The sequence below is a fragment of the Nocardioides aestuarii genome (genome assembly GCF_039527245.1).
Classification (GTDB): domain Bacteria; phylum Actinomycetota; class Actinomycetes; order Propionibacteriales; family Nocardioidaceae; genus Nocardioides; species Nocardioides aestuarii.
In genome coordinates this window covers 1,166,145-1,187,704 of record NZ_BAAAJT010000002.1, presented here as the reverse complement: position 1 = coordinate 1,187,704, position 21,560 = coordinate 1,166,145, and the positions used below count along the sequence as shown (strand labels likewise).

General features: G+C 73.3%; 21 protein-coding genes, 1 tRNA gene and 1 riboswitch. Of the genes, 10 read left to right on the top strand and 12 right to left on the bottom strand.

The genetic code is table 11. The annotated features are described in order from the left end of the window. Window positions 1-25: 25 nt before the first annotated feature. Window positions 26-101 (top strand) — tRNA-Thr (locus ABD091_RS06160). Window positions 102-166: 65 nt separating this feature from the next. On the opposite strand, the gene ABD091_RS06155 is transcribed toward ABD091_RS06160, so the two are convergent. From ABD091_RS06155 to pdxY, 3 genes are read right to left on the bottom strand one after another with little or no spacing between them, the layout of a single operon-like run. Beyond that, a complete protein-coding gene (locus ABD091_RS06155) occupies window positions 167-763 on the bottom strand; it encodes a DUF305 domain-containing protein (RefSeq protein ID WP_343916453.1) in 597 nt (198 codons plus the stop codon). Between the two features lie 49 nt (window positions 764-812). Next, a complete protein-coding gene (locus tag ABD091_RS06150) occupies window positions 813-1,190 on the bottom strand; it encodes a hypothetical protein (protein WP_343916451.1) in 378 nt (125 codons plus the stop codon). After that, on the bottom strand, window positions 1,187-2,029 hold the full coding sequence (gene pdxY / locus ABD091_RS06145) for a pyridoxal kinase PdxY (RefSeq protein ID WP_343916449.1): 843 nt from the start codon (window positions 2,027-2,029) through the stop codon (window positions 1,187-1,189). Before pdxY ends, ABD091_RS06150 begins: the two co-directional genes overlap by 4 nt. A 28-nt stretch (window positions 2,030-2,057) precedes the next feature. Between pdxY and ABD091_RS06140 the strand changes: the two genes are divergently transcribed. Next, entirely contained in the window at window positions 2,058-3,008 is a 951-nt protein-coding gene (locus ABD091_RS06140) for an aldo/keto reductase (RefSeq protein WP_343920894.1), read from the top strand. A 1-nt stretch (window position 3,009) separates the two neighbouring features. Here ABD091_RS06140 and ABD091_RS06135 read toward each other — a convergent pair whose 3' ends face one another. From ABD091_RS06135 to ABD091_RS06110, 6 genes are all read right to left on the bottom strand, one after another. Continuing rightward, window positions 3,010-3,792, bottom strand: coding sequence for a dioxygenase family protein (locus ABD091_RS06135; protein WP_343916447.1), 783 nt, complete (start codon window positions 3,790-3,792; stop codon window positions 3,010-3,012). A 19-nt stretch (window positions 3,793-3,811) separates the two neighbouring features. After that, window positions 3,812-4,504, bottom strand: a complete 693-nt coding sequence (locus ABD091_RS06130) for a uracil-DNA glycosylase (protein ID WP_343916445.1) — start codon at window positions 4,502-4,504, stop codon at window positions 3,812-3,814. An 86-nt stretch (window positions 4,505-4,590) separates the two neighbouring features. Beyond that, complete coding sequence (locus ABD091_RS06125) at window positions 4,591-6,009, bottom strand: pyridoxal phosphate-dependent decarboxylase family protein (RefSeq protein WP_343916444.1); 1,419 nt, start codon at window positions 6,007-6,009, stop codon at window positions 4,591-4,593. Beyond that, on the bottom strand, window positions 6,002-7,327 hold the full coding sequence (locus tag ABD091_RS06120) for an MFS transporter (protein ID WP_343916443.1): 1,326 nt from the start codon (window positions 7,325-7,327) through the stop codon (window positions 6,002-6,004). The genes ABD091_RS06125 and ABD091_RS06120 overlap by 8 nt, the downstream gene beginning before the upstream one ends. 19 nt (window positions 7,328-7,346) lie before the next feature. Next, a complete protein-coding gene (locus ABD091_RS06115) occupies window positions 7,347-8,090 on the bottom strand; it encodes a D-Ala-D-Ala carboxypeptidase family metallohydrolase (RefSeq protein ID WP_343916441.1) in 744 nt (247 codons plus the stop codon). A gap of 94 nt (window positions 8,091-8,184) precedes the next feature. Continuing rightward, window positions 8,185-9,381: an alpha/beta fold hydrolase gene (locus ABD091_RS06110; RefSeq protein WP_343916439.1), complete on the bottom strand. Its 1,197-nt coding sequence runs from the start codon at window positions 9,379-9,381 to the stop codon at window positions 8,185-8,187. A 56-nt stretch (window positions 9,382-9,437) separates the two neighbouring features. Between ABD091_RS06110 and ABD091_RS06105 the strand changes: the two genes are divergently transcribed. Beyond that, window positions 9,438-10,982, top strand: coding sequence for a glutamate synthase-related protein (locus ABD091_RS06105; protein ID WP_343916437.1), 1,545 nt, complete (start codon window positions 9,438-9,440; stop codon window positions 10,980-10,982). 1 nt (window position 10,983) lies between these two features. Here ABD091_RS06105 and ABD091_RS06100 read toward each other — a convergent pair whose 3' ends face one another. Both ABD091_RS06100 and ABD091_RS06095 read right to left on the bottom strand, forming a co-directional pair. Further along, the gene (locus ABD091_RS06100; RefSeq protein WP_425571485.1) at window positions 10,984-12,411 is read right to left on the bottom strand and encodes an alpha,alpha-trehalose-phosphate synthase (UDP-forming); all 1,428 of its coding nucleotides are present in this window, start codon (window positions 12,409-12,411) and stop codon (window positions 10,984-10,986) included. Between the two features lie 43 nt (window positions 12,412-12,454). Beyond that, window positions 12,455-13,465 carry a Gfo/Idh/MocA family protein gene (locus tag ABD091_RS06095; RefSeq protein WP_343916435.1) on the bottom strand — a complete coding sequence of 337 codons (1,011 nt, stop codon included), beginning with the start codon at window positions 13,463-13,465 and terminating at the stop codon, window positions 12,455-12,457. Between the two features lie 120 nt (window positions 13,466-13,585). Between ABD091_RS06095 and ABD091_RS06090 the strand changes: the two genes are divergently transcribed. The 7 genes from ABD091_RS06090 (at window position 13,586) to ABD091_RS06060 (ending at window position 19,683) form a co-directional block, all read left to right on the top strand. Beyond that, window positions 13,586-13,882: a DUF3263 domain-containing protein gene (locus ABD091_RS06090; RefSeq protein WP_343916433.1), complete on the top strand. Its 297-nt coding sequence runs from the start codon at window positions 13,586-13,588 to the stop codon at window positions 13,880-13,882. A 7-nt stretch (window positions 13,883-13,889) separates the two neighbouring features. Further along, window positions 13,890-14,387, top strand: a complete 498-nt coding sequence (locus ABD091_RS06085) for a LytR C-terminal domain-containing protein (protein ID WP_343916431.1) — start codon at window positions 13,890-13,892, stop codon at window positions 14,385-14,387. Between the two features lie 33 nt (window positions 14,388-14,420). Continuing rightward, a complete protein-coding gene (otsB, locus tag ABD091_RS06080) occupies window positions 14,421-15,257 on the top strand; it encodes a trehalose-phosphatase (protein ID WP_343916429.1) in 837 nt (278 codons plus the stop codon). Between the two features lie 215 nt (window positions 15,258-15,472). Continuing rightward, a complete protein-coding gene (locus ABD091_RS06075; RefSeq protein WP_343916427.1) occupies window positions 15,473-16,975 on the top strand; it encodes a hypothetical protein in 1,503 nt (500 codons plus the stop codon). A 60-nt stretch (window positions 16,976-17,035) separates the two neighbouring features. Next, a riboswitch (SAM riboswitch) is annotated at window positions 17,036-17,166 on the top strand. A gap of 10 nt (window positions 17,167-17,176) precedes the next feature. Next, window positions 17,177-18,463 carry a threonine synthase gene (gene thrC / locus ABD091_RS06070; RefSeq protein WP_379189319.1) on the top strand — a complete coding sequence of 429 codons (1,287 nt, stop codon included), beginning with the start codon at window positions 17,177-17,179 and terminating at the stop codon, window positions 18,461-18,463. A 31-nt stretch (window positions 18,464-18,494) separates the two neighbouring features. After that, on the top strand, window positions 18,495-18,770 hold the full coding sequence (locus ABD091_RS06065; RefSeq protein WP_343916425.1) for a MoaD/ThiS family protein: 276 nt from the start codon (window positions 18,495-18,497) through the stop codon (window positions 18,768-18,770). Window positions 18,771-18,813: 43 nt separating this feature from the next. Further along, complete coding sequence (locus ABD091_RS06060; RefSeq protein ID WP_343916423.1) at window positions 18,814-19,683, top strand: SGNH/GDSL hydrolase family protein; 870 nt, start codon at window positions 18,814-18,816, stop codon at window positions 19,681-19,683. A gap of 19 nt (window positions 19,684-19,702) precedes the next feature. On the opposite strand, the gene ABD091_RS06055 is transcribed toward ABD091_RS06060, so the two are convergent. Further along, a complete protein-coding gene (locus ABD091_RS06055) occupies window positions 19,703-21,481 on the bottom strand; it encodes a right-handed parallel beta-helix repeat-containing protein (RefSeq protein WP_343916422.1) in 1,779 nt (592 codons plus the stop codon). Between the last annotated feature and the right edge of the window lie 79 nt (window positions 21,482-21,560).

The following is a 21,560-nucleotide window of genomic DNA, read 5'->3' as shown; positions in this document are numbered from 1 at the left end:
GGCGGTTAGCATGTGCGCCGCCCCCGCCGCGTTAGCTCAGCTGGTAGAGCGCTCGCCTTGTAAGCGAAAGGCCGTCGGTTCGATCCCGACACGCGGCTCCACCTGGCTCGTCCTGCGTTCGGCCGGCGACACGCCGTACGCGACCGGCCGAACGCAGGACGCAGCGTCAGTCGAGGAGCTTCTCCATCTGCTCGACCTCGGCGGCCTGGGTCGTCGCGATCTGCTCGGCCAGCTCGACGGTGTCGTGGAACTCCCCGTCGTCGGCCTCGGCCTCGGCCATCTCGATCGCGCCCTCGTGGTGCTCGACCATCATCTCGAGCCACATCTCCTCGAAGGCGTCGCCGTCGGCGTCCTCGAGCATGCCCATCTCGTCGTCGCTCATCATCCCCGGCATGTCGGAGGCCATGTCCTCGGCCTCGTCGTGGTCCATCCCGCCGTGGCTGCGGGGGTTGTTGGGCACCGGCTGGCCCCAGTCCTCGAGCCAGTCGGTCATCAGCTCCGCCTCCTGGGTCTGGGCGTTGCGGATCTCCTCCAGCAGCGCCATCAGCTTCGGTGACAGGCCCGGGCGGGGTGCGGCCAGGTCGACCATCGTGAGCGCCTGGGAGTGGTGGATGATCATGTCGGTCGCGAAGTCGACGTCGGCCTGGTTGAAGGGCTGGGACTCCGGGATCGACGACGCCGCCTCGTCGGTGTCGTCACCGCAGGCGGACAGGGTCAGGGCGGCGGCCGCGAGCACGGCGGCCACCCGTCGGGTGGTGTTCATCGGGGGTGTTCCTCTCGGTCGGTGCAGGCTGGTGGGGAGCGGGTGCTCCTCAGCAGCGGCACACCGAGAGGTCCCAGCGGCCGGGTGGTGCGTGGGCGCGCCCCGTGGCCCGCAGCCGTACGCCGCCAACCGCCCCGCGGGGCAGCACGACCAGCGGCCGCGACCCGCGGCGGCGTACGGCCGTGGCGAGGAGCCAGACGCCGGCTCCCGCGAGCATCGCCAGGCAGAGCGTCAACGCACCGTGGTCATGGGAGTCCGCCGGTGCGGACTGGTGGTGATCGGCCGCGTGGTCGTGGTGGGAGACGGCCGCCGTGGCCGACGGGAGGTGCTCACCGTGGTGGCTCAGGGCGTGGAGCGCGAACAAGCCGGCCACCAGCGCCACGGCCACGAGGGCCGTGCGCCAGGTGATCCGGCGGGGGCGCGTCATCGGACCCGCGTCACCTCGAACTCCTCGGCGGGGGAGGCGATGGCGTCCTGGGCGGCGACGAGCCGCAGCTCGCGCTCACCGGACTCCAGCGTGTCCCTGAGGACGGCGTAGACCGAGGAGACGGTGCGCCCCACGGCGACCGCGGCGGAGCCGGAGTCGTGGAGGTGGGCGGTGAAGAGGGCCGCGGTGATGTCGCCGGACCCGTTGGCCTTCATCGGCAGCAGGGGCGTCTCGACCAGCCACGCACCCTCGTCGTCGACGGCCATCAGGCCGATCGTGCCCTCGCCGGTCTCGACGCTGGTGACCAGGATCGTCGACGGCCCCATCGCCCTGGCCTTGTCGGCGCTCTCCAGCACCTCGTCGAGCGTGTGAGGGTCGGTGTCGGTCATGAAGCCGAGCTCGAACTGGTTGGGCGTGAGGATGTCGGCGACCGGCACGACCTTCTCGCGGATGATCGGCGGGATCTCGGGGTTGACGAAGCACCCCGACTTGGCGTTGCCCATCACCGGGTCGCAGGTGTAGGTCGCCTCGGGGTTGGCCTCCTTGACGCGGCGTACGGCGTCGACGATGACCTCGGCGATCGCGGGGCTGCCCTGGTAGCCCGACAGCACGGCGTCGCAGGCGGTGAACGCCCCGCGCTCCTCGATCCCGGTGATCACGTCGGTGACGTCGGCGGGCGCGATGAGCGGGCCGCGCCACGCGCCGTAGCCGGTGTGGTTGGAGAAGTTCACCGTCAGCACGGGCCACACCTCGTGACCGAGCCGCTGGAGCGGGAAGACGGCGGCGGAGTTGCCGACGTGCCCGTAGGCGACGTGGGACTGGATCGACAGGATGCGCACACCCCGATCGTAGGCTCGTCGCGTGAGCATGAACTACCGCCCTCTGGGCGACTCGGGACTCGTGGTCAGCGCGGTCGGCATCGGCTGCAACGCCTTCAGCAGGCGCGTGGACCTCGACGGGGTGAAGGGGATCCTCGCGGCCGCCCGCGACACCGGCGTCACCTTCCTCGACACCGCGGACGCGTACGGCGACCCGCCGGGCGGGTCCGAGGAGCTGTTGGGCGAGGCGCTGCGGGGGCAGCGCGACGAGTTCGTGCTGGCGACCAAGTTCGGCATGGGCCAGAAGCGGCTGTTCGGGCACGACCGGGACGCCCACGGCTCGCGGCGCTACGTCGTCCGCGCGGTGGAGGAGTCGCTGCGCCGGCTGCGCACCGACCACCTCGACCTCTACCAGCTCCACCTCCCCGACGACGTCACGCCGGTCGAGGAGACCCTCTCGGCCCTGACCGACCTCGTGCGCGACGGCAAGGTCCGCTACGTCGGCTGCTCGAACTTCGCCGCCTGGCAGCTCGCCGACGCCGACTGGACCGCGCGGACCGCCGGGCTCGAGCGCTTCGTCTCCGTGCAGAACCGCTACTCGCTGCTCGACCGCACCGTCGAGGACGAGGTGATCCCCGCCTGCGAGCAGTACGGGGTCGGGATGCTGCCGTTCTTCCCGCTCGAGTACGGGCTGCTCACCGGGAAGTACCGCCGCGGCGAGGCCGCACCCGAGGGGTCGCGTGCGGTCCTCGACCCGTCACGGGCCCAGTGGCTCCAGACCGCCGACTGGGACCGGATCGAGGCGCTGACGGCGTACGCCGGGGCACGCGACCTCAGCGTCCTGGACGTCGCGATCGCGGGCCTGGCGGCGCAGCCGATGGTCGGGTCGGTCATCGCGGGCGCGACCAGCGGCGAGCAGGTGCGGACCAACGCGGCGGCGCTGCGCTGGGAGCCGACCCCGGAGGACCTCGCCGAGCTCGACGAGGTCACGGGCGGCTAGGTCAGGCGACCTGCAGCGAGCGCTTCGACAGTCCCATCCAGAAGCCGTCGATCACCTGGGTGCCGGGCTCGTCGGGCGTCGTGGCGGCGCCGAGGGTGACGAAGAGCGGCGTGTAGTGCTCGACCGTCGGGTGGGCGTAGGGCATGCCCGGCGCCTTGGAGGCGTAGGCCGCGAGCGTGTCGACGTCGCCGCGCGCGAGTGCGTCGGCGGCCCAGGCGTCGAAGTCGCTGGACCAGCCCGGGGCAGCCGCGTCGATGCGGAACTCGCGCAGGAACGGCAGGCCGTGGGTCAGGAAGCCGGAGCCGACGATGAGCACGCCCTCGTCACGCAGCGGCTTGAGGCGCTCGCCGAGCCGCATCAGCCGCTCGGGGTCCTGGGTCGGCAGCGACATCTGCAGGACGGGGATGTCGGCGTCGGGATACATGATCTTCAGCGGGACCCACGCGCCGTGGTCGAGGCCGCGGGAGACATGCTGGTGCACCGGCTCGGTGTCGGGCATCAGGCCCGCGATGCGCGTCGCGAGCGCGGTCGCGTCGGGGGTCTCGTAGGTCATCCGGTAGTACTTCTCCTCGAAGCCGCCGAAGTCGTAGACGAGCGGGGCGCCGCTGGCGCTGAGCATCACCGGCGCCGACTCCCAGTGGGCGCTGACGATGAGGATCGCCCTCGGGCGCGGGAGGTCGGCGGCCCAGGCCGCCAGCTGCCCCGACCAGATCGGGTCGTCGAGGAGCGGCGGGGCGCCGTGGCCGATGTAGAGGGCCGGCATGCGATCGTTCACAGGCACCATAGTAGTTCAACCTTCAACATCATTCCCACCCCTGCGCCCAGTCGACCGGCTCGCCGCCCTGCTCCTGGAGCAGGTGGTTGACCCGGCTGAAGGGCTTCGAGCCGAAGAACCCGCGGTAGGCGGCGAGCGGGGAGGGGTGGGCCGACTCGACCCACGGCACCGGACCGAGCAGCGGCTTGAGCGTCTGGGCGTTGCTGCCCCAGAGGATCGCGGCCAGCGGGCCGCCCCGCGCGGCGAGCGCCCGGATCGCGCACTCGGTCACCTCCTCCCAGCCGCGCCCGCGGTGGCTGTTGGGCTGGCCGGGCTGCACGGTCAGGACCCGGTTGAGCAGCATCACCCCCTGGTCGGCCCAGGCCGTGAGGTCGCCGTGCTTCGGGGGTACGACGCCGAGGTCGTCGCGCAGCTCGACGTAGATGTTGCGCAGGCTGGCGGGGATCGGCCACACGTCGCGCGCGACGGCGAAGCTGAGCCCGATCGGGTGGGTCGGGTTGGGGTAGGGGTCCTGGCCGACGACCAGCACCTTGACGTCGGCCATCGGCCGCTCGAACGCGCGCAGCACCCGGTCGCCGGCCGGCAGGTAGCCGCGCCCGGCCGTCTGCTCCTCGCGCAGGAACCGGCCCAGCGCCGCGATCCGCTCCTCCACCGGCGCCAGCGCCTCCGCCCAGTCCGGCGCCACCAGCCGCTTGTCCACCAGGTCCGCGAGCGTGCCCATGCCGCGAGGCTAGCGGGGCATGTAACGCCGGGTTAGGACATGTTCCACCCAGGGTATTCCCCAGTGGCACAGCCCCTAACCCGGCGTTACAAGCGGTCGGCCGGTCGCGACAGCCGGTCGAGGAAGGCGACGAGGAGCGCCTCACGCATCCGGGGGGAGGCGACGTCGAGGAGGGCGTTGACGCCGGCCATGCGGTCGGGGAGGGCGAGGCCGCCGTCGTCGGACGCGCCCACGAGTCCGGACGCCGCGAGCAGGCCGTCGAAGTCGTCGTCGGTGAGTGCGGTGGGGTCGAGCGCCTCGATGAACGCGACCACCTCGGGGTCGACCGTCACCGGTCCGGCCGCGACGGCGGCGGCGACAGCGTCGGAGAGTGCGGCGAGGAAGCCGTCGGCGTCGGTGGCCGCGCTGAGCGAGAGGTGGAGGGTCGGGGGGCGGCCGGCGTAGGACATCTGCGGCTGGACGTACCAGCCGCGGGCGGCCATCTCGTCGGCCACGGTGAAGACGTCGCAGCTGCCGTCGGTCTCGAGCGCGACCAGCGTCGACTCGGGCGGGGCGACCACGCTCAGCGAGGAGGGTACGCCGCGCACGACCGCGTCGGTCGCGGTCAGTGCGGCCTCGGCCAGCCGGAGGTAGCCCTCGTCGCCGATCTCCCGGGTCACCGCCCACGCTCCCGCCAGCGGGCCGCCCGACTTCGTCGACTGCATCGTGGAGTTGAGCATCGTGTAGCCCGGCCAGTCCGCCCACGCGAAGTACTGCGGTCGCCGGAGGGCGGCGGTCCGGTGGAGCAGCAGCGAGGTGCCCTTCGGCGCGTAGCCGTACTTGTGGAGGTCGACCGAGATCGACGTGACCCCCTCGACCGCGAACGTCCACGGCGGCACCCGCCGCCCCAGCCGCGCGGCGTAGGGCAGCACCCAGCCGCCGATGCAGGCGTCGACGTGGCAGCGGACGCCGCGGGCGGCAGCCGCCGCCGCGACCTCGGTCACCGGGTCGACGACGCCGTGCGCGTAGGACGGCGCGGACACGACCACGAGCACCGTCGTGGCGTCGAGGGCCGCCGCCATCGCGGCGGCGTCGGCCCGGAAGTCGCCGCCGACGGGCACCACCACCGTGCGGAGCCCGAAGTAGTGGGCCGCCTTGTGGAAGGCGGCGTGGACGGTGTCGGGCACGACGATCGCGGGGTCCGTCACCTCCGGGTGGGCGTCGCGCGCGGCCTGCACCGCGAGCAGGCACGACTCGGTGCCGCCGGAGGTGACGGTGCCGACCGCCCCCTCCGGGGCGTCGAGCAGGTCGCACGCGGTCGCGACCAGGTCGTTCTCCATCGCCAGCAGCGAGGGGAACGCCGTCGGGTCGAGCCCGTTGCTCCCGGCATAGGCCGCGACCGCGTCGCGCCCGAGGGCGTCGACCTCGGCGAGCCCCGAGTCGTAGACGTAGGCGAGCGTGCGCCCGCCGTGGACGGGCAGGTCGCCCTCCTGCATCGCCGCCAGTCGGGCTCGTACGTCAGTCATGGTCGACCGCCTCCGCGTCGAGGGTGTAGCTCCGCAGCCAGAGCAGGCTGAGGAGGACGAGTGCTGCGGGGAGCAGCGAGAAGCCCAGGGTGATCGCCGTGAGCGCCGAGTCGGGCTGGTCGGTGCCGCCGGTCGTGGACGCGACGTAGCCGCCGGCCGCGAGGACCACCGCGAAGACGCCGGGACCGAGCGCGAGGCCGAGCGTCTCGCCCGCGGTCCAGACGCCGGTGTAGACGCCGGCCCGGTTGGAGCCCGTACGCCGCGCGTCGACCGCGGCCGCATCGGGCAGCATGGCCATCGGGAAGACCTGGCAGCCCGCGTAGCCGACCCCGACGAGGGCCACGGCCGCGAAGACGACGCCCGGCGGTGCGACCCGCGCGACCGCCGCCCCCGCGGCGCCGGCGGCCAGGACGAGCGACGCGAGGGTGTAGCCCTGCCGCTTGCCGATGCGTTCGCCCACCCGCGCCCAGAGCGGGGTCAGCAGCAGGGCGGGTCCGACGAAGCAGACGAAGAGGATCGTGCTCGCGCCCTGGCGGCCGAGCACGTCGCCGGCGAGGTAGTCGACACCGGCGAGCATGCAACCCGTCGCCAGGGCCTGCAGCACGAAGGTCGTGAGGAGGGCCCGGAAGTCGCGGGCGGTCGCGACGATCCGCAGCTGGTCGCGCAGCGAGCCGGCGCCGGGCTCGACCGCCCCGACGGGGGCGGCGCGCGTGCCGCGGTAGGCGAGGATCACCCCGAGCAGGATCACCAGCGCCATCACCACGCCCATCGCGCGATAGCCGCCGCGGCCGCCGACAGCGTCGCGGATCAGAGGTGCGCTCGCGCCGGCGAGCATGATCGTGAAGGCCAGGATCGCCACCCGCCAGGTCATCAGCCGGGTGCGCTCGTCGTAGGAGGAGGTCATCTCGGCCGGCATCGCGACGTAGGGCACCTGGAAGAAGGCGTACGCCGTCGCCGTGGCCAGGAAGAACGCCAGCACCCAGCCGGCCTCCGCCCAGCGCGAGCCCAGCTCCGGGGCCGCGAAGATCAGCGCGAACCCGATCGCCAGCGCGATGCCGGCCTTGAGCAGCCACGGCCGGCGCGGGCCGCGGGCATCCGTCGTGCGGTCGCTGACCCGGCCGGCGACCGGGTTGAGCACGACGTCCCAGGCCTTCGGCAGGAACACGATGACGCCGGCCCACAGCGCGGCGATGCCGAGCTGGTCGGTGAGGTAGGGCAGCAGCATCAGGCCCGGCACGGTGCCGAAGGCGCCGGTGGCGACCGAGCCCGACCCGTAGCCGATGCGGACCCGGCGCGGGAGGGACTCGGTCGCCGTCATGCAGCGGAGGCTATTGCCTCTAGATGCCGCAGGAGGGAGCGCTCCAGGCACGAGACGTCCTGGTGTCGACGTGGGTGTGGTCGTCGTGGCCGGGGTAGCCGGGCCCGAAGATGCCGCCGAAGCCGGCGTGACGGGCGTTGGAGGCGATCGTGCAGAACGACGGCGAGCCACCACCGGCGGGGACCAGGTCGATCGCCGTCCCGTAGGTGTGCTGGCCCGAGCCGCTGCCGCCGACGGACTGGTCGCACGCCTTCGAGCGGAAGCCGGAGGTGACCCGCAGCGGCTGGTCGCCCATCCGGTGGCGCAGGGCCTCGGCCCGCCACATCGCACGCAGCAGGTTGGTCCGGACGGTCGCGGCCGACACCGACCCGCCGCTGTAGCCGCCCTGGCCGCACCCGCCGTCGACCTCCGCCCACGAGAAGTGGACCGGGGTGCAGTCGGCGTCCTGGAGGGCGTAGATCGTGCTGAAGGTCGCCGGGCCGGCGACGCCGTCGGCGGCCAGGCCGTAGGCCGACTGGAAGCTGGCCACGGCCGCACGTGTCTGCGGTCCGAACTGGCCGTCGATCGCCATGTTCACGCCGTAGCCCGCCCAACCCGCGACGCGGACCTGGAGCTCGGCGACGTCGGAGCCCGACGCCCCTTCGGAGAGGGTCCGGCCCCACGAGTAGCACTCGTCGGCCTGGGCCGGTGCGGACGTGGCGGTGACGACGAGCAGGGACGAGAGGACCAGCGCGAGGCTGGCGAAGAGCGCGCGAAGACGCATGAGAACTCCTGATTTCCCGAGAGTGGAGTGGTCAGGAGAGAGACTTGCGGCGCGCCCCGGCGGGGGTCAACCCCCCCCGCCCGGCGTACGCCGGTCACCGGGCGAGCGAACGCGACCCGGCCGAGCCGTAGCGGCGGCGCGGGTTGGCGCCGATCGAGCCGGGCGCCCCGTCGGCCGCCGGGGTCGGCGCGGTGGGTGCGTCGGGAGTCGCGGTGGCGTCCGAGGACCACTGGTCGACCCACTCGTCGAGGACCTGCCAGGTCGTGCCGCGTGCGGCACGACCGGTGAGCATGCCGAGGTGGCCGCCGGGCACGACCTCGAAGCGCACCTCCGGCGAGCCGGCCAGGAGCGGCACGACGGCCTTCACCGCCGCGATCGGGGCGATCCCGTCGGTGGCGCCGCCGAAGACCAGCACCGGCTTCTCGACGTCGGCGATCCGGATCGTGCGCCCGCCGAGCTCGAGCTCGCCGCCGACGAGCCCGTTGCCCTTCACGAACCGGTGGTAGAGCTGGCCGAAGGTCCGGCCGGGGTAGGCGATCATGTTGTCGGTGAACCGGTCGACCGCCTCGATCTGGGCGAGGAACTCGGTGTCGTCGATGTTCTGGGCCAGCGCGAGCGGCTTGGTCACCAGCTTCTGGAACGAGGAGAGCTGGAAGGCCCAGCGCACCAGCGGCTTCGGCGCACCCCCCATCGCCTGGTAGGCGCGGGTGATCGCGCCCCGGCCCTGGGTGACGTTGAGGTGGAGCAGCGGCCGGATCGGCGCGACCAGCGGGACCCGCGAGACGTCGAAGGGTGAGCCGACCACGGTGAGGGACGCGATCGGGAGGTCGGGGGAGTCGGCGGCGGCGAGCAGCGCGAAGATCCCGCCGAGCGACCAGCCGACGACGTGCACGGGCCGGCCGCCGGCGTGCTCGGACGCCACCCGGACCGCCTCCGGGACGACCTCCTCGACCCAGTGCTCCATCCCGAGGTTGCGGTCCTTGAACGACACCTCGCCGTACTCCACGAGGTAGGTGGGCCGGCCCTCGGTGACGAGGTGCTCGACCAGCGAGCAGCCGCGGCGCAGGTCGTAGCACAGCGACGGCGCGGCGAGCGGGGTGACGAGCAGGACCGGGTCGCCCTGCTCGCGCACGGCGGCCGCCGGCCGGTAGTGGTAGACCTCGCGCAGCGTCCCGTCGTCGATGAGGGTGCGCGGCATCGGGCGCAGGTCGGCCAGTCCCCCGTAGAGCACCTTGTGGGCCACGTTGCCGGCCGCGGAGACGACCTGACCGGGCTTGGGGATCAGATCCATGGGGCCGAAAGTACCCCGTCCTCGACAGGTCGGCGCGGGGCGACTACAACCGGGACATGGGGCAGAGGTCGAGCACGTCGAGCCGGTGGGCACGGGCGGGGGCGGTGACGGCGGCGGCGCTGGGGGCGGTCGCGGTGCGCGACCTGACCCAGAAGCAGCACGCGATCCGGCGGAACTTCCCGCTGATCGGGCACCTGCGCTACCAGCTGGAGAAGTTCGGGCCCGAGCTGCGGCAGTACATCGTGACGTCGAACGACGAGGAGCGGCCGTTCAGCCGCGACCAGCGACGCTGGGTCTACGCGAGCTCCAAGCTGGAGAACAACTACTTCGGGTTCGGCACCGACAACGACTACGAGAACACCGCGGGCTACCCGATCATCAAGCACCGCACCTTCACGGGGCCCGGTGCGCCGACACCGAGCCACGCCCACGAGGGGTCGCCGCTGCCGTCGGCCAAGGTGCTCGGCGGCCCGCGGCGGCGTACCCACGCGTTCCGGCCGGCGTCGGTCGTCAACGTGTCGGGCATGAGCTTCGGCGCGTTGTCGGGCCACGCGATCGAGGCGCTCAACAGGGGCTCCCTGGCGGCGGGGTGCCTCCACAACACCGGTGAGGGGGCGATCTCGCCCCACCACCGCCACGGCGGTGACCTGGTCCTCCAGCTCGGCACGTCCTACTTCGGCTGCCGCGACGGCGACGGACGGTTCGACCTCGCGCGGCTCCAAGAACTCGTCGCCTCCGCGCCGGTCCGCGCTCTCGAGATCAAGCTGTCGCAGGGCGCCAAGCCGGGGCTGGGCGGCATGCTCCCGGGAGTCAAGGTCAGCGAGGAGATCGCGAGGATCCGGGGGATCGAGCCCGGGGTCGACTGCGCGTCGCCGAGCCGCCACACGGCCTTCACCGACGTCGACTCGATGCTCGACTTCGTCGAGCTGCTCGCCGCCGAGACCGGGCTGCCGGTGGGGATCAAGTCGGCGGTCGGCAACCTGGAGTTCTGGGACCAGCTGGTCGCGCAGATGGGCGACGGCGAGCGGGGCGTCGACTACGTCGCGGTCGACGGGGGCGAGGGCGGCACGGGGGCCGCGCCGATGATCTTCGCCGACTCCGTCGCCTACCCCTTCCGGCTCGGCTTCGCCGAGGTCTACCGCCGGTTCGCGGCGGCCGGGCTGGCCGACGACGTGACCTTCGTCGGCGGCGGCAAGCTCGGGATCCCGGAGAACGCCGTCCTCGCCTTCGCCCTCGGGGTCGACATGATCGCGGTCGGGCGCGAGGCGATGCTGTCCATCGGCTGCATCCAGGCCCAGAAGTGCCACACCGACCACTGCCCGGTCGGCATCGCCACCCAGAACCCCCGCTACGCCCGCGGTCTCGACCCCACGCTGAAGAGCGAGCGGCTGGCCAACTACGTCCGCACGCTGCGGCGCGACCTGCTCAAGGTGTCCGAGGCGATCGGCGTGGTGCACCCCGCCCTGATCAGTGCCGACGACGTCGACCTCGTCGAGCACCTCACCTCGGCGAGCCCGGTGCGCGAGGTCTACGGCTACGACCCCGGCTGGGGCGCGGTCGGACCTGGCCTCGCCTCCGAGGTCACGGCGCTGATGGCCTGACTCAGGCCGGGCGGGGGCTCTTCTCGTGGGGGCTGACGTCGGAGAGGCCGTCGAGGAAGCGGGTGGCCCAGGCCGACACATCGTGCTTGCGCACGGTCTTGCGCATCGCCTTCATCCGGCGCGCGGCGTCCTTCTCGGAGGCGTGGTAGGCGTCGAGCAGGGCCGCCTTCACGCCGTTGATGTCGTAGGGGTTGACCAGCCACGCCTGGCGCAGCTCGTCGGCCGCACCGGCGAACTCCGAGAGGACCAGGGCCCCGTCGTCGTCGTAGCGGCACGCGACGTACTCCTTGGCGACGAGGTTCATGCCGTCGCGGTAGGGCGTGACGACCATGATGTCCGCGGCGCGGTAGAGCGCGGCCATCTCCTCGCGGGGGTAGGAGGAGTGGAGGTAGTGGATGGCGGGACGGCCGATCCGGCCGAGGTCGCCGTTGACGTGGCCGACGAGGCGTTCGATCTCCTCGCGGAGGATCCGGTACTGCTCGACCCGCTCGCGCGACGGCGTCGCGACCTGGACGAAGACGGCGTCGTCGACGTCGATCTCGCCGTCCTGGATCAGCTCGGCGAAGGCGCGCAGGCGGGCGTGGATGCCCTTGGTGTAGTCGAGCCGGTCGACGCCGAGGAAGACCTTCCTCGGGCTGCCCACCGCGCTGCGGATCTCCTCGGCGCGGTCGAGCACCGACTCCTCGCGGGCGAGCGCCTCGTAGCCCTCGGTGTCGATCGAGATCGGGAACGCCGCCGCGCGCACCGTACGGCCGTCCGGGAGGTAGACGAGGTCACGGTGGGTCTTGTGGCCGACCCGCTGGCGGACCAGCCGGACGAAGTTCTGCGCGCCGCCGGCCATCTGGAAACCGACCAGGTCGGCCCCCAGCAGGCCCTCCAGGATCTGGCGCCGCCACGGCAGCTGGGCGAAGAGCTCGGCCGGCGGGAAGGGGATGTGGAGGTAGAAGCCGATGCGCAGGTCGGGCCGCATCTCGCGCAGCATCGCCGGCACCAGCTGGAGCTGGTAGTCGTGGACCCAGACCGTCGCGCCCTCCTCGGCGACCTGGACCGCCTTCTCCGCGAAGCGGCGGTTGACGGTGACGTAGCTGTCCCACCACTCGCGGTGGAACTCCGGCTTGGCGATCACGTCGTGGTAGATCGGCCAGAGGGTCGCGTTGGAGAGCCCCTCGTAGAACTCCTCGACCTCGTCGGCGCTCAGCGACACCGGCACGAGCTTGAGGCCGTCGTCCTCGAACGGCTCGAGGTCCTGCTCGGTGCCACCGGGCCACCCGATCCACACGCCGTCGTTCCTGCGCATGACCGGGTCGAGCGCGCTGACCAGGCCGCCGGGCGAGCGACGCCAGCCGGGGCTGCCGTCCGGGAGCTCGACGCGGTCGACCGGGAGCCGGTTGGCGACGATGACGAGCTGGCTGGACGGCGGCACGGTCACGACCCTAGTCGTGGTGCGGTGGGCCACGACCCACCCCGAGGGGTCAGCGGCCGTCGGCGGCGTAGGTCACGCCGACCTGGCGGCGTACGTCGTCCATGACGGCCGCCAGCCGCAGTGACATCGCGTGGGGCACCAGCGGGCTCTCGCGCAGCCCGCCGCGCAGGCAGTGGGCGACATGGAGGGCCTCGTTGCCGAGGCCGCTGCCGAGGACGGGCTCGAGGCCCTCGATCCGCTCGGGCTCGCCGCCGGTGGGGGTCCACGTGACGTGGGTCGGGTGGTGGAAGGAGTCGGGGAAGTCGAGCCGACCGGTGTCGGTCGCGACGTGGGCCGTGCGCGGCGACGCCGAGGTCATCGACGCGGTCAGCGCGCCCAGCCCGCCGCCGGCGTGGCGCGTGGCGACCGAGACGTCCTGGTCGACACCGCGGTCGTCCACGTCCGCGACGGCGACCGCCTGTTCGACCGGGCCGAGCGTCAGGTCGGCGAGCGTGAGCGGGTAGATGCCCATGTCGAGCAGCGCGCCGGCGCCGAGGGCGGGGTCGAACATCCGGTCGTCGGGGGTGCCCTCGACGCGGAACCCCAGCGAGGCGTGGACCTGCCTCGGGATGCCGAAGCGGCCCTCCTCCAGGCCCGACACGACCGCCCGGACGACCGGGTGGCAGGCCGTCCACATCGCCTCCATGAGGAAGCGGTCCGCCTCACGTGCCGCTGCGACCAGCTGCTCGGCCTCCGCGACGTTCATGACCAGCGGCTTCTCGCACAGGACGTGCTTGCCGGCGGCCAGGGCGAGCAGCGCGTGCTCGAGGTGGAGGGCATGGGGGGAGGCGACGTAGACGACGTCCACGTCGGGGTCGGCCACCAGGTCGGCGTACGACGCGTGGGTGCGCGCCCCGTCGAGCCCGTGCTCGGCCACGAAGCGCTCGGCCCCGCCCGCGCTCCGCGAGCCCACGGCTGCCACGCTCGCTCCCGGGACGTCGCGCAGGTCGGTGACGAAGCTGCCGGCGATCCGGCCGGTCGCGAGGATGCCCCAGCGGGTGGGGACGGGCTCGGTGCTCATGCCCACCAACCTACGGCCCGTGATGGTCGCCACGACTCGCCGGAGAGCGAATGACACCGTTGTGGTTCGTCGCCTATCCTTGAGGTCCAGCAGCACCTACCTACCTCTGGGGAGACTCCGATGGACGCCGCGAACGCCCTCCACGGCCAGCCGGCCGGCGAGCAGCCGGGCCTGAGCGACCGCGACCGCGACATCCTGGAGTTCGAGCGCCACTGGTGGAAGTACGCCGGCGCCAAGGAGACCGCGGTCCGCGAGAAGTTCGACATGTCCTCGACCCGCTACTACCAGGTGCTCAACGCGCTGATCGACCGTCCCGAGGCGCTCGAGGCCGACCCGCTGCTCGTGCGGCGGCTCCGCCGGCTCCGGTCCGCCCGCCAGCGCCAGCGCTCCGCGCGCCGCCTCGGCTTCGAGCTCTAGGCCGACCGTGCGCATCCGCAACCAGCGCGGCGTCGCCTTCCCCTCGCCGGTCGCCATGCTGAGCGTCATCGCGGTGGCGATGGCCGGCATCGCCTACGTCGCGACCCGCGGCGAGGAGCCGACCGAGCGCGAGGTCACCGCGGTCGCCCAACCGGCGCCCGAGCCCGAGGTCGAGCCCTCCGGCACGCCCGAGAAGGCCGACAAGATCCGTGAGAAGAAGCCGAAGGTCGTCCGCGGCGACGTCTACGTCGAGGTCTACAACAACTCCGGCATCACCGGCCTCGCCGGTCGCTACGCCGCCCGCGCGGGAGACGTCGGCTGGCAGGTCGTCGGCGAGGACAACTGGATGGGCACCATCCCCTCCTCGACCGTCTACTACCCCGCCCGGCTCCAGGCAGCCGCCGAGCAGCTCGCCCTCGACCTCGGCATCAACCGGACCATGCCGGCCGTCGGCGAGATGCGCCTCGACCGGCTGACGGTCGTCCTCACCGCCGACGCCGCCTGACCGGTCCCGCTCCCGGTCTGGTGAGATGGGGGCATGGACTTCACCTCCCGTGAGGCGGAGCAGCGCTACGCCGAGCTGGCGGCCGCCGCCGCCCGGAGCGTGATCGGGCTCGACTTCGACGGCGTGCTCTCGCCGATCGTCGACGACCCGGCCGAGGCCCACATCCACCCGGACGGACGGGGGGTGCTGGTCGACCTGGCCGAGGTCGTGCGCGCCATCGCCGTCGTCACCGGCCGGCCGGCACGACAGGCGCTCGCCCTGGGCGACCTCGACGAGATCGGTCGCGAGATCGCCGACCACGGCAAGGAGCTCTTCGTCTTCGGCCAGTACGGCAACGAGCGGTGGAGCTCGACCAACCGGCGCGTGGTCTCGCCGCGCCCGCCGCAGGGGCTGTCCACCTTCGAGCGCGAGCTCCCGCGTCTGCTGCGCCGCGCCGACGCGGGCGAGGCCCACGTGGAGGAGAAGGGGCTGGCCGTCGCCGTCCACACCCGCCGGCTGCCGGAGCCGGGGGCCGCGCGCGACCGGCTCCTCGAGCCGATGCAGCAGCTGGCCGACCGCCACGGCCTGGCGCTCGAACCGGGCCGCAACGTGATCGAGGTGCGCGCGCCGGGCATGAGCAAGGGCAACGCCGTCCGCACCCTGGTCGAGGAGCAGGACGCCGGGGGCTTCCTGTTCGCCGGCGACGACCTCGGCGACCTCGACGCGTTCGACGCGGTCGAGGAGCTGCGCGACCAGGGCATGCCGACCCTGCTGGTCTGCTCGCTCTCCGAGGAGGAGTCGGCGCTCGCCGAGCGCGCCGACGTGCTGGTCGAGGGTCCCGACGGCGTCCTCGAGCTGCTGCGCCGGCTCACCCGCGACGCCGGCGAGTAGGCGGTCGGCCGGACCGCCCCGCACCAGCCGGGCCTCCGGGCGCCGGCCGGTCGGGGCGGCCGCGACGAGCGACCGCAGGCGCGCGGCTCCCCCGACGTGGATCGGCCCGTCGCGCGACGACGAGTGCGTGGCCACTGTCGCAGCGCCCGCTCCCGGTGACACCCCTTCGTCCGGTTGTCCCGCGTTCTGGGGGAAACAGGGCTTATCGTCCGATCATGAAGCGGGGGGCTCCCGCCGCCGTGCTCGACGACACGACGGCACTGTTCGGTGCGCACGTCGACGTCGCGGTGCGGATCGGCTGGACCGCGCGGATGGTCCGGCTGGCGGCCCCGGGCGGAGCGCCCAGCATGCAGTCGGTCGCGACGGAGATCGGCACCAGCCCCACGACCCTCCACCGGCTCGAGCTCGGGCAGCTGCGCCACGGCGCGCTGCTCGACCGGATCGAGCCGGCGCTCGGGCTGGTCCCGGGATCGCTGCGCGCGCCGGTCGACGTCACCTGCCGCACGTTCCCCGGCGTGAGCCCGGCCGACCAGGACGCCTCGCCGGGCTGGCGCACGGTCCGGGAGGTCTCGGAGGCCACCGAGCAGCTGCTCGGGGGCGAGAGCACCGGGGGACTCTGGCTGGCCTGGGCGCGGGCCCTGGCGCAGCCCGGCGCCGTCGGCCTGCCCGAGAGCCTGGCGCGCGAGCTGGTCTCGCGGCTGGTCGGTGAGCTGGCCCGCGCGGTCGGGGCGGCCTACCCCGCCCGCTACGAGGCGCTCGCCCTGCTGCGAGGCAGCGGCTACGGCCACGTCGTGCTCGAGGTCGCCCGCGAGATCGTGGCGGATCCCGAGGTCCAGGTCCTCAACGACCTGATGAGCGCCGTCGGGGAGGCCGTCGACGCCGAGGCGGTCGAGTGGTGCACCGAGCTGCTCGCCGACCCGCGCGACCACGTCGTGGTCGGCGGTGCGCTCGCGCTGGAGAACATGGCCCAGATCGCTCCCGACGCCGGCGTCTGGCGCACCGTCGCCCCTCCGCTCGTCGAGCAGCTCAACGCCAGCCCCGACGGGTCGGCGCGCCACGAGTGGCTCTCCCACCTCGTCCGGCTGATGCCGGCGCCGGCGCGCGAGAAGGTGCGGCGCGGCGTCCAGCGGCCGCTCGCGCCGGTGCCCAGGGTCAGCCACCCGACGAAGTCGCGGGTCAACGCCGAGTGGAACGACGCCCAGGAGCGCGCGCGAGCGGTGACCGGCCCGCTCGGGCTGCCGGACCAGCCGGTCCTCGCCCGGCTGCTCTTCGACATCGCCCACTCGCCGCTGGAGAGCCGGGCCGTCACCTCCTACATGCTGCTCGGGGCGATCCCGTCCCTCGGGACGCCGGCCGTCGCCCAGCTCGCCGCGCTCGTCGACGCCCACGCCGACCAGCTCGTACGCCGCCGGGTGGCGCGACGGCTGGCGGGGTCGCGGCTGCCCGCACCCGCGCGCGCGGCCGGGCGCTGGCTCGAGGGCGCGACCGACGAGCGGCTCCAGGCGGGGCTGCTGCTCGCCGGCACCACCGGCGAGCCGGTCGAGAGGCGCGTGCTCGACGCCGCGTGGAAGGCGGCCGACGGCACCGCCCAGGCCGCGCTCTTCGCGCTCGGCATGGCCGGCGACCCGGTCCTCCACGACCTCGCCCTCGACACCGCCCACCCGGCCGGTCCGGGGGCGCGCTGGTGGCTGCGGCAGGGCGCACGGATCGCCCACTGACCATCCACATGGCGGGACTGGCCGACGCATCGTGAGACACGGCGGCGTACAGTTCCAGACAGCTCATCGAGAGGGACTGAGGGAACGGCCCGTCGACGTCCCGGCAACCGCCACCACGCAGCCTCCGGCTGCCCGGTGGAAACGGTGCCAATTCCGGCCCGGGGCGAGAGTCGCCACGGGGAAGATGAGGAGGAGGAATCCGTGAGCGCACCGACGATCGAGACGTCGACCACCACCCCGGCCACCGCCGGTCCCCGCGAGGGCGCGTTCGGCCACGCCGTCGCCCTTGCCTGCCGCGAGTGCGGCCACCGCACCGAGCTCGGACCCCACTACGCGTGCCCGGAGTGCTTCGGCCCCCTCGAGGTGGCCTACGAGTTCCCGGCCGTGACCCGCGAGGAGATCGAGGCGGGACCGAGCAACATCTGGCGCTACAAGGCGCTGCTGCCGGTGCCCGACGACATCGAGCAGAGCCCCAACACCGAGCCCGGCTTCACCCGGCTGCTGCCCGCGAAGAACCTCGCCGCCGAGCTCGGCCTCGACCGCCTGTGGGTCAAGGACGACTCGACCAACCCGACGAACTCCTTCAAGGACCGCGTCGTCGCCTGTGCCCTGAGCGCGGCCCGCGAGCTCGACGCCAAGGTCTTCGCCTGTCCCAGCACCGGTAACCTCGCCAACGCGGTCGCCGCCGCCGGCGCGCGTGCCGGGATGAAGACGGTCGTGTTCATCCCGAGCAACCTCGAGCACGCCAAGCAGGTCAACTCCGCGGTCTACACCGACTCGCTGGTCGCCGTCGACGGCAACTACGACGACGTCAACAAGCTCGCCTCGGAGATCGCGGGGGAGGAGGACGGCTGGGCGTTCGTCAACGTCAACGTCCGCCCCTACTACGCCGAGGGCTCCAAGACGCTCGGCTACGAGATCGCCGAGCAGCTCGGGTGGCGGCTCCCCGACCAGGTCGTGATCCCGGTCGCCTCCGGCTCCCAGCTGACCAAGGTCGACAAGGCCTTCCAGGAGCTCATCACCCTCGGGCTCGTCGAGGACAAGCCCTACCGGATCTACGGCGCCCAGGCCGAGGGCTGCTCGCCGGTCTCGGCCGCCTACAAGGCGAAGGTCGACGCGATCCGCCCGGTCAAGCCGGACACGATCGCCAAGAGCCTGGCCATCGGCAACCCCGCCGACGGCATCTACGTCCTCGACATCTGCCGGCGTACCGGCGGTGCGGTCGAGGACGTCACCGACGACCAGGTCCGCGAGGGCATCCTGCTGCTCGCCCGCACCGAGGGCGTCTTCACCGAGACCGCTGGTGGGACGACCGTGGCGGTGCTGAGGAAGCTGGTCGAGACCGGCCAGCTCGACACCTCGCTCGAGACCGTCGTCATCAACACCGGCATGGGCCTGAAGACCCTCGACGCGGTCGCCGACCGGGTCGGCCCGGCCGCGACGATCGCGCCGTCCTACGACGCGTTCACCGCCACCGGCATCGCCTGACACCCCCAGAGCCCGAGAGGAAGAGCACCCCATGAGCGTCTCCGTCCGCATCCCCACCATCCTGCGCACCTACACCGGTGGTGAGTCGGAGGTGAGCGCCGACGGCGCCACGCTGGCCGACGTCCTCGACGACCTCGACGCGTCCTACTCCGGGATCAAGGGCCGCATCCTCGACGAGCAGGGCGAGCTGCGGCGCTTCGTCAACGTCTACGTCGGCAACGACGACGTCCGCTTCCTCGACCACCTCGCCACCCCCACACCCGACGGCACCCAGGTCTCGGTCATCCCGGCGGTCGCGGGGGGCTGAGCCGCTTCACCGGCCGTTCACCGTGGTCGGCTCCACTGGGGCCGTGAGGACACGGTGGTGGGTGGTGGCCGGGGCGTCGGCCGGCGGCGTGCTCGGGCTGGCGGCGTACGGCGCCCGCGTGCTGCTGCAGCGGCAGGCGGCGGTCGCGCGCCGGATCATCGGCAAGCCGCTGGGTGAGGACGCACCCGACTCCGACCGGGTGTGGAAGAAGTCCTACGGCGAGACCGTCGAGCTCGTCGTCCTCGGCGACTCGATCGCCGCGGGGCTCGGGGCGGAGCGGCGCAAGGACACCCTGGGCGGCCGGCTCGCGCGCGGGCTGGCGAAGGCGACCCACCGCTCGGTGCGACTGCGGACCGCGGCGGTGGTCGGCTCGGAGTCGTCGGCACTGCGCGGCCAGCTCGCGACGCTGCCGGCCGACTACCGACCCGACGTGGCCGTCGTCGTCGTGGGCGGCAACGACGTGACCCACCGGGTGCCCGTGGCCGAGTCGGTCTCCCACCTCGCCGAGACGGTGGAGGCACTGCGGGCCCGGGGCGCCGAGGTCGTCGTCGGGACCTGCCCGGACCTGGGTGCGCTGCGGCCGGTGCCGCAGCCGCTACGCAGCCTCGGCTCGCGGGCGTCCCGGCTGCTGGCCACCGCCCAGCGCGAGGCGGCACTCGACTCCGGGGCCTTCGCCGTCTCGCTCGCCGACGTCGTCGGTCCCTTCTTCTGGGCCAACCCCGACGAGATGTTCAGCTCCGACCGGTTCCACCCGAGCGCGGCCGGCTACCAGCGCACGGCGAAGGCGATGCTGCCCTCGCTGCTCGCCGCCCTCGGCCACCACGACGCCCGCCTGCCCTTCGGGCACCACGCTCCCGGTGCCCCGTCCCGTCACCACGCCCCCGACCCGCACGAGGCGAGGTCGGGGGCGTGATCGGTCGTGCGGTCGGCGCTCAGCCGCCCGGCGGCGGGACCGGGGTCCCGTCCACGGTGAAGGTCCCGCCGTCGTTGTAGACGTCGGGGCCCTCGGGGGCGGAGTTCCCCTCGATGGTCACCCCGGCCACCGTCATGGTGCCGGTCGCGGAGTTCCACAGGCCGCCGCCCTCGTTGGTGGCGGTGTTGCCGGTGGCCTCGCCGTCGGTCCAGCTGACGGTGCCCGCGCCGGTGAGGTGCAGGGCGCCACCGTTGCCGGGGTTGCTCCCGGTGTCGTTGCCGGTCATCACGACGTCGAGCAGGGTCGTGGTGCCGACGTTCGCCTCGAGGCCGCCGCCGGCCCGCACCGCGGTGTTGCCGGAGAGGGTCGAGCCGGTGACGGTCAGCGTGCCGAGGTTGTTGAGGATGCCGCCGCCGGAGCCGGCGGCGCCGGTCGCGTCGTTGTCGGCCACGGTCGAGTCGGCGACCGTCAGGGCACCGCCGTCGTTGAACAGCCCGCCGCCGCCCTGGTCGGCCGCGGCACCGGCGGCGACGTTGCGCCGCAGGACGCTGTCGGACACGTCCATCTCGCCGGTGGCGGAGTTCCAGAGCCCGCCGCCCTCGGCCGCCGCGGTGTTGTCGAGGACCTGCGAGCCCTCGACGGCGACGGTGCCGGCTCCGGTCAGGTGGAGGCCGCCGCCGTTGCCGGGTGCGGCGCCGGTGCTGTTGCCGCTGAGCACGGACCCGGTGACGGTGGTCGTGCCGACGTTGGCCTCGATGCCGCCGCCGGCGCGGGAGGCGTCGTTCGCCTCGAGGGTCGACCCGGTCACCTCGAGCGTGCCGAGGTTGTTGAGGATGCCCCCGCCCGAGCCGGCCTCGCCGGTGGCCCGGTTGCGGCGGATCGTGGAGTCCGAGACGGTCATCGTGCCGCCGTCGTTGAACAGCGCGCCCCCGCCGTTGTCGGCGGCCGCGCCCGCAGCCCTGTTGTGGTGGAGCAGGGTGTCGCGCACCCGGAAGGTGCCGACGGCCGAGTTCCACAGGCCGCCGCCCTCGGCGGAGGCCGTGTTGCGCACGACCTTCGATCCCGTGACGGTGACCGTGCCGGCGTCGGTCAGGTGGAGCGCGCCGCCGTTGCCGGGCTCGGCCCCGGCCGTGTTCTGCTTCATGAGCGTGCCCCGCACGACCGTGCGGCCGGCGAAGGCCTCGATCGCACCCCCGGCACGGACGGCGTCGTTGCGGAGCAGGCGGGCCCCGATCACCCGGAGCACCCCGCCGTCGTTCATGAACGCACCGCCAGAGGCACCGGTCCCGGTGGCCGAGCCGCCCACGACCGCGCCGCCCTTGAACCGGACCGTGCCCTGCGAGCGCACGGCGCCGCCGCTCTCGCCCTCGGCCGGGGCCCCGTCGACGAGCCACAGCCCGGTCAGCCGGAGCGAGGTCTCGGGGCGTACGTCGAAGACGCGGTCGACCCCGTTGGCGTCGATCTGGTGGCGACCGAAGACCCGCAGGTCGTCGGTGACATCGAGGTCACCCTTGAGCGCCCCGCCGCCGGTGGGCCGTGAGGGGTCGAACGTGATGTCGGCGGCGAGCCGGATCCGGTCGATCCCGTCGCGGTGGTTGGCCTTCAGGACCGCGCGCCGCAGCTGGCGCTCGTTCCGGACCGTCATCAGCTTCCCGACCGGCGCCTTCTCCGCGCGGTCGCCGCCGCCCTGGGTCGCGGTCGCCGGTGCCGGCGTGGCCACGAGCGCGCCGAGCACCAGCGCCCCCGTCGCGGTCCCCGTGAGGAGCCGCCTCCTGCCTCGTGTCACGTGCGTGGTCATCTGCCTGCCCTTCGTGTCGGTCGGCCGACGGACGGGTGTCCGCCGTGGTGGTGGTTACGGGGCTCGCCGTGACCGCGTT